The 6,743-nt window shown below is 66.4% G+C and carries 6 protein-coding genes and 1 pseudogene; 5 read left to right on the forward strand and 2 right to left on the reverse strand.

Going from position 1 to position 6,743, the window contains the following annotated elements; genetic code table 11:
* Positions 1 to 373 precede the first annotated feature (373 nt).
* Positions 374 to 694, reverse strand: a complete 321-nt coding sequence (locus tag AB0927_RS40725) for a hypothetical protein (protein WP_366672921.1) — start codon at positions 692 to 694, stop codon at positions 374 to 376.
* A gap of 85 nt (positions 695 to 779) precedes the next feature.
* On the opposite strand from AB0927_RS40725, the gene AB0927_RS40730 reads away from it, so the two are divergent.
* Positions 780 to 1,100: a hypothetical protein gene (locus AB0927_RS40730; protein WP_366672922.1), complete on the forward strand. Its 321-nt coding sequence runs from the start codon at positions 780 to 782 to the stop codon at positions 1,098 to 1,100.
* Positions 1,101 to 1,793: 693 nt separating this feature from the next.
* A pseudogene (locus tag AB0927_RS40735) lies at positions 1,794 to 2,000 on the forward strand (aldehyde dehydrogenase family protein); the annotation flags it as partial.
* 701 nt (positions 2,001 to 2,701) lie between these two features.
* On the opposite strand, the gene AB0927_RS40740 reads toward AB0927_RS40735, so the two are convergent.
* A complete protein-coding gene (locus tag AB0927_RS40740; protein WP_366672923.1) occupies positions 2,702 to 3,634 on the reverse strand; it encodes a hypothetical protein in 933 nt (310 codons plus the stop codon).
* A gap of 32 nt (positions 3,635 to 3,666) precedes the next feature.
* Here AB0927_RS40740 and AB0927_RS40745 point away from each other — a divergent pair, with 32 nt between their 5' ends.
* From AB0927_RS40745 to AB0927_RS40755, 3 genes are read left to right on the forward strand one after another with little or no spacing between them, the layout of a single operon-like run.
* Positions 3,667 to 4,053, forward strand: a complete 387-nt coding sequence (locus AB0927_RS40745; RefSeq protein ID WP_366672924.1) for a hypothetical protein — start codon at positions 3,667 to 3,669, stop codon at positions 4,051 to 4,053.
* Positions 4,054 to 4,081: 28 nt separating this feature from the next.
* Positions 4,082 to 5,701 (forward strand): PQQ-binding-like beta-propeller repeat protein, encoded by a 1,620-nt coding sequence (locus AB0927_RS40750; protein ID WP_366672925.1) that lies wholly within the window; start codon positions 4,082 to 4,084, stop codon positions 5,699 to 5,701.
* 41 nt (positions 5,702 to 5,742) lie between these two features.
* The gene (locus AB0927_RS40755; protein WP_366672926.1) at positions 5,743 to 6,684 is read left to right on the forward strand and encodes a hypothetical protein; all 942 of its coding nucleotides are present in this window, start codon (positions 5,743 to 5,745) and stop codon (positions 6,682 to 6,684) included.
* Positions 6,685 to 6,743 lie beyond the last annotated feature (59 nt).

Raw genomic sequence — 6,743 nt, forward strand, 5'->3', positions numbered from 1 at the left:
GTCGCAATCCACACCGAACCGGAAGGGCCCTCACCTGTTCAAGATCCCTCAGCCGAGACCTGGCTCACCCGTCCACAACCTCCCCGGACAGAACAGCTAGGCCGCTCATTGTGGATCACTCCGGGGAGCCGGACGACGGCGGCCATGGTTTCTGACGAGGTGCCCACCAGTCCCGTGAATCAAGCCGCGAAGGACCGCATCGCGGTGCCCATGCCGCTTCCAGCGAACGTTGGAGGAGCGGGCAAACTTCGAGATCTGTCCAGGGTGCGGCTGAGAGGACGACGGGCAGGACGATGCGGACGCTCACATCGTCCGGGGCGGCCCGAACGGCCGCCTGAGCTTGGCGCAGGCCCGGTTGGACTGCCTTGCTGTCTCAGCTGGCTTGGTCAGTGGAGGGGCTGGTGGCGCTGTCCGTGCCGTAGAAGCAGCCTTGGTCGCACAACGCGTCGATCTCAGCGTTGTCTTCCTCGCTCAGTTGCGCATCCAACGCGATGCTGATGACGCGTCGGGCGCGGGCCAATCGCCGGGCGACATCCCAGTCGGCGATGAATGTGCCGACGGTGTACTCGTCGGCGGTTCCGGATGCCTGGCGGGATCCGAGTCGGTCGAGGGAAACGACGAACTCGTTCAGGTCATGCAGTATTGCGACGACCTCGTTGAGGGGCATGCGGATCTCTCGGGAGGACATGTCCATCAGCTGATTCAACTCCAGAACTGGTGCTCGGGCCCAGACCCTGATCTTGCTGGTCGGGCCGGTCAGGCAACGGGTACGGCCCCCGGTGATCATCTCTCACCGAACGCCGCGCTATGAGGAGGCGACCCGAGAACGCGTCATCGCACAGGTCAAGGCGGCCGAATTCCAGGCCGGGCAGCGGCGCATCATCGAGGGCGTCGACGCCGCCCACCGGCAGACCGCGCGGGGCCTCCACCACAGCGCCCAGCAACGGCTCGTCAGCCTCCTGATCACCCTGCGCCTCGCCCGCCAGCTGCTCGACTCGGCCCCGCCGGAGGCGAGCTGCTGGACGTCTCCATCGCGTAGGCGCAGAGCGCGATCGACGACCTGCCCGCTCTGGCCGCCGGGATATACCCGCCCACCCTGACGGCCAAGGGCCTGCTGGCGGCGGTACGGGAGCTGACCTCCAGGTGCCCCGTGCCCACCGACGTCCTCGGGGAGTCGGCGAGGCGGCTGCCGGCCGCGATGGAGTCGAACGCTTACTTCCTGGGGGCCGAATCGGTCACCAACGCGGTCAAGCACACCGCAGCGCGGCGGATCCGCGTCACGGTCTCCATGGACCGTGAGATGGAGATCGTGGTGACGGACGACGGCATCGGCGGGGTCCCGTCGGCATCGGCGGGCTCCGGCCCCATCGGCCTCCGCGACCGCGTGGCCGCCTTCGGCGGAACCCTGGAAGTCCACCCCCGAAAGACCGCGGCACCACCGTCACAGCGCGTATTCCGAACCCCTCCATCCCGTCCGAACCCCTGGGGTGGCCTGCTGACAGACCGGCCGGGGCTGCGCCTGTACGCACCGCTGGGCACCTCTCAGTGGAGGCACCACCGGATGGACCGGCACACCGCCGGCACCCCCGTGCTGTCGCCCCGCGCCGCGGCGCCGCCAGTTGTCCCAGCGGGACTCCCCTCTCCGTGCAAGGAGTCCACCATGTCCAACTCCACCTGCCCGAACCGCGGCCTGCTCATCGGCGGCAAGGGGATCCCCGCCCGGTCCGGACGTACCACCGGCGACATCAACCCGGTCACCGGCGAGGTCCACCTGACCGCCCCCGGCCGCCGGACCCGAGGACGTGACCCTGGCGGTCGAGGCCGCCCACGCCGCCTTCGCCGGATGGGCGGGCACCGCCGCCTCCCGGCGCCGCGGCATCCTTAAGAAGGCCGCCGACCTCATGGAGCAGCAGGCCGAGAACTTCACCGAGATCATGGTCACCGGACCGGAGGCACCCGCACTTGGGCTGACTTCAGCATCCGGATGTCCGTCGAGCTGATGAGTGGTCCATGGCCGTACGCGAGCCAGCCGGAATCGTCGCCGCGTTCGTGCCCTGGAACGGCCCACTTCTCCGGCTGCCTCACCTTCGGCGGCACGTCATCGAGACCGGAACCGACCCCTACCGACTCGCCACCACCCGAGCACGCGTCGAGCAACAGGCTATCCCCTGAGTTGCGGAGACTCAATGTGGGTCCGAATCTGCTGCACCGGATGACCAAGTCGGTCCGTCAGCACGTCAGCTCGTCGTCGCTGAACCAAAGGCGCTCGGCTCCCAGACCGTTGCGGTGGCAATTGCGGCTCGGTTGGGCAATACTGGGGGCGAGAGTTGATAGAGCGTGAGACACATGTCCAATCAAGCCTCCTCTCCCAAGAGTGGTGTTGCGCCGTCATGAACCCGGCTGCGGTCCACCCGCACGACATCAACTAATTAACCTTCAACGATTCACCAGTTGGTGGAACGTCAGGCACATCCAGGCATCAGTCTGTTCAAAACCAGGAGACATTGCCATGAGTGCGACTATTTTCCAGGTTTCCATCGATGGAGGCCCCGACGGTGGAGGCACACTTCAGTCTTCACTGGCTTCAGCAAATGACGCCACGGCCAAAATCCTCAGCGCTGCTCAGGCCGCCGGTGACGCAAATGCATCTCAAATCGGAGTTGCGGCAGGTAAGGTGGTCGGTGCGATCGGGCAAGGCCAGTCACTGCCAGAAGTACAAACTGCCCTCGGCGACCTCCATGACAAATTGGTCCAGGGCGCAAATTCGCTCGGCAATCGCTCGGCGACTGTTATCAACCGATCTAGCAGCGTAGTTGACAGAGTCGAACGAGCGGTCCAGCTCATCGGCGATGTACATGACGCCCAATCCGCTGAGGTCGCGCTGAAGGCAACAACGAACGCGCTGGATGAAACAGCCGCTCTTGCGGGTCTTGTTGGCCTGACCCTGGTGGGAGTGGGGCTCGGGCCGGTAGGGGTAGCCATCGCCGGCGCGGCAGGAATAGTGGGACTCATTTCCCGGGGGATTTCCAGTCTCCTCGGACCTTCCGCTCCGGACCAAGGCCCACCCGGTACAAACATTACACCGGCCGAGGCGGATGCTTTGGCTGCTGAGGTTGAGGCCGCAGTGGCTGACGCCAAGGCAAAGGGAGGCGAGTTGACCTCGGAAGTGAACGACCTTCAATCGCAGGTCGACCAGGTCGTGGCAGCGGTTCAGGCAGCAGCGGAGGGTAGCCCTGGCGGCGGCGCAGACGGCGGAGGCGGCGCAGACGGCGGAGGCGGAGGCGCAGACGGCGGAGGCGGCACAGACGGCGGCGGCGGCACAGACGGCGGAGGCGGAGGAGACGGCGGAGGCGGCGGCGCAGACGGCGGAGGCGGCACAGACGGCGGCGGAGGCACAGACGGCGGCGGCGGAGAGGGAGGCGGCGGCGGAGACGGCGGCGGCGGAGAGGGAGGCGGCGGCGGAGACGGCGGCGGCGGAGAGGGAGGCGGCGGCGGAGACGGCGGCGGAGGAGACGGCGGAGGCGGCGGAGACGGCGGCGGCGGAGGAGGAGGAGGCGAGCTTCGCGAGAAGCTGCCTGAATAGGAGGCCGAATGGCGGGCGCCTGCCAGCGCCCGCCGACTTGGCCTCGGTCACGTTCTGAGCACTACGCAGGAAAGGCGCCGGCTATGCCCGAGCAGGACGACGGAACTATCACGCTTCCCGAGGTCATCGTCGTTGGTGACCCGGATCAGACGCCCACGACCATCGCCGACTGGTTCGCCGAAGGATTCTTTTTCGGATGGAACCACCAAACCGGCATGCCCGAAGCTCCGGCTCCCCTGGATCAGCCGTTCCTGGAGGCGTACTTCAACGGTGTCGCTGCGGCCAGGTCCAAGCGCGATGATTTCGACCAATTTCAAGGACCCGCGATAGGACCGGACGTGGGCGGCCAGCCCTTGGACGAGTTCGAGCGCGGTTTTCGCGAAGCACTCGAGGATCTCTTCCATGAGGAAGACAAGCATATCGAAGGCGAAACGACGCTTGAGATCGCGCCAGGCCCAGGCGTCCCCTGATACACGCGCCCGGGATGTCGCACACAATGTGCGGAAGGTACGCGAGGCCCTGCTCGACCGCGCCTTCTTCCCTGGCGAAGGATGGCGCGCCAACAACCGGCGCTTCGGCTGGATTCTCGACTGCCGAGAGATTGAAATGGCGGCCGACGTCATGCCCGCCGTGAGCAGGCTGCTCTACGAGTTGATCGCTCCCTTCGCTCCCCAAGCGGTCGTCGGTACCGGCCTGTCGGGTGCCCCACTCGTGGGAGCGCTGGTACTTGAGTCGGCGCGGCGCGCACATCCCATGGACGGGCTCGTCCTACGCGATCAGCGAAAGGCCTATGGCAGGCGACGGCAGTTGGAAGGCCCCATCCCGCCTGCCGGGTCTGATGTGGCTATCGTCGACGACTTGGAAAGCAGCGGAGCGACGGCGGGCTGGATCATCGAGACCGCCACGCAGTACGGACTGCGGCCGATCGTCGTCGTCACCCTGGTCAGGTTCGACAACCACGCACGGGACTCGTCCGCCCACGACGAAATACCACGCCGATACCTGTTCACACTGAGTGATCTGGGAATCGCGTGCGCACCCGAAAACGTCAGCGCGCCACCGGTGACATGGCGAGTCAACGGAGTCAACATCCCTGATGATGTGCCCTTCTCACGTCCAGTACACGCTCGCGGACTGATAGTCCTCGGCTCCAATCAAGGACAATTGCTGGCTGTGGACCTGTCGGGAGCGGAGCGATGGCGAACCCCTCTGGGCGATCCTCGAGATCCTTCTCCCACGCACTGCACTCCGGTCATCACCGCGGACGGCCTCATCATCGGGAGCGACGACGGGGTGGTGCGCTGTGTCGACTGCGACACCGGCCGGCTGCGCTGGATGACGCCTTGCGCGGACCGTGTCGGTGCGGGCCTGGTCGACGACGGGAGGGGCCACGTTCTGGTTCCCGCCACCCGGCTGCCGCACGAAGGTGCGGTGCTGTCTGTGCGCACCCGCGATGGCAGGATCGCCTGGCGCCGCCCTCTTGCCGGGTACGCCCATTCGCGCCCGGCTGTGGTCGCCTCCACCGCGGTTGCCGCAGACAACTCTGGAACAGTCACCGCCTTCGGTACGACCGGTGAACAGCAGGAACCGTTATGGCGTGTCATGCTCGGTGCCCCGGTCAAAGCCGACCTGGTCGTCGACGACACCGACAGCTGCTATTGCGCTGATTTCCACGGCTGGCTGACAGCACTCGCCTTGGCCGACGGCGGCATCCGATGGCGGCGCAGACTCGGAGGCTGTCTCTATGCCGTGCCGGCGGTGGCCGATGACCGGCTGTACGTCGCCGGGGACGGACACGTCTTCGCGCTGGAACGCCGAAGCGGCCGTGTCGACTGGGTAGCTCCCGTCGGGTCCCGCGCGGCCCGTGGGGCGATCGCCCAACTGACCGACGGGACCATTGCCGTGGGCTGTGGCGACGGATCCGTACGCTTCTTTTCGGCGGCTGGTCGACTTCAGAGCCTGCTACAGACCGGCGGGGCGGTCACATCGGGCGTTACCGCGATCGGCGGTCGTCGCGCGGTTGTGGCTTCCGCCGATGGATGCTTGTACTTTCTTGATCCACTTATCGGGCAGCGCGGCTCGGCGGCACGTGTAGGTAAGGAGCAATCAGCGCCCTGAACGCACCCGGTCCGTTGTCCTCCCTCGTGAGAGGTCGCACCATGACCCCCATATCCACTTCCTCGACGCCCGATCCCTCCCACGCCGGCGACCAGGCGCTGCCTGACTGTGCGGCGGATCCCACCAGGGCGCTCACGGCGATGTTCGTCGACCGGTTCCAGGGCGACCGGATCGTCCGCGGACAGTCTCCAGTCGAGCGCCCGGTGTTCCTCAAGCAACACGGCGTGGCACATGGCGCGCTCACCGTCCGCCCGGATCTGCCGGAGGAACTGCGGGTCGGCTTCCTCAAGACTGCTCGACAGCGGCCGGAGGGCTTGACCGCGTGGGTGCGGTTCTCCAGCGACATCGTGCCCAGCCGCCGGGATTTGCGTAGCACCCTCGGCATGGGCATCAAGCTGTTCGGCGTACCCGGGCAGAAGCTGTTGGAAAGCGACAGCGACGCCGACACCCAGGATCTGCTTCTCCAAAATCACGACGTCTTCTTCGCGGACACGTCCCGGGACATGTGCGAGTTCATCCGGAGCGGGCTGTCCGGCGACCGGGAGTCCTATCTGCAGGGCCACCCAGTGACCCGTCAGATCCTCGATGCGATGGCGAAGGTGGAGGACAGTGCGCTGACCGCCACCTACTGGAGCGTTCTGCCCTACACATTCGGCCTCGACCGATTCGTCAAGTACAAGCTGGTGCCGGCCGGCTGTGCTCGCGGTGATCCGGCCGCCACCCCCGCTGATGAGAATCCGCGTTACCTTGCCGACGATCTCGCCCACCGACTGGCATACGGACAGGCCGCCTTCGATCTGCTCGTTCAGTTGAGAACCGATCCCGCTGCCATGCCGCTCGACCGGGCGACCGTACGCTGGGAGGAGCGTGCCAGTCCCCCGATTCCGGTGGCCCGCCTCACCTTGGCCCGGCAAGACGTGAACAGTCGAGGGCAGGCAGAGTACGGCTCTAAGGGCTGTCCCGTAACTGCTGGTCACGGGTGAGATGATCTCGCTGTGTCTGGTGTGATCACGGCGTCGGAGCCCTCCTGGATAGCCCCGTT

Source organism: Streptomyces sp. NPDC048106 (assembly GCF_040706415.1).
GTDB lineage: Bacteria > Actinomycetota > Actinomycetes > Streptomycetales > Streptomycetaceae > Streptomyces.

What these genes read in the sequence shown, in the direction of transcription:
- AB0927_RS40725 (WP_366672921.1), bottom strand. Translation starts at nt 694, where the DNA reads ATGGACATGTCCTCCCGAGAGATCCGCATGCCCCTCAACGAGGTCGTC.
- AB0927_RS40745 (WP_366672924.1), top strand. Translation starts at nt 3,667, where the DNA reads ATGCCCGAGCAGGACGACGGAACTATCACGCTTCCCGAGGTCATCGTC.
- AB0927_RS40755 (WP_366672926.1), top strand. Translation starts at nt 5,743, where the DNA reads ATGACCCCCATATCCACTTCCTCGACGCCCGATCCCTCCCACGCCGGC.